We start from the raw sequence: 480 nt of genomic DNA, 5'->3' as shown, positions 1-480 counted from the left end.
GGGTTCGCTGCACATGACCGTGCAGACGGCCGTCCTGATCGAGACGCTGGCGGCGCTGGGCGCGGAGGTCCGCTGGGTCTCCTGCAACATCTTCTCCACGCAGGACCACGCAGCCGCCGCCATCGCCGCCGCCGGTATACCGGTCTTCGCCTGGAAGGGCGAGACGCTGGAGGAGTACTGGTGGTGCACCGAACAGGCTCTGACCTGGCCGAACGCCGAGGGCCCGAACATGATCCTGGACGACGGCGGCGACGCCACGCTCCTGGTCCACAAGGGCGCCGAGTACGAGAAGGCGGGCGCGGTCCCGGACCCCTCCGCCGCCGACAACGACGAGTTCCGCGTCGTACTGGAACTGCTCGGCCGCTCTACGCTCAACTGGACCAAGCTGGCGTCGGAGATCCGTGGGGTGACGGAGGAGACGACGACGGGTGTGCACCGTCTGTATGAGATGCACCGGGACGGGCAGTTGCTGTTCCCGGC

1 protein-coding gene is annotated in these 480 nt (G+C 68.3%); it reads left to right on the top strand.

Annotated elements, in window-relative coordinates; translation table 11 throughout:
- Positions 1 to 480 (top strand): adenosylhomocysteinase (locus ACX6XY_RS30055; RefSeq protein ID WP_460337783.1); only part of this gene is annotated, 480 nt, incomplete at both ends.

Source organism: Streptomyces sp. O3 (assembly GCF_054788135.1).
This window is presented reverse-complemented; position numbering and strand designations above follow the sequence as displayed.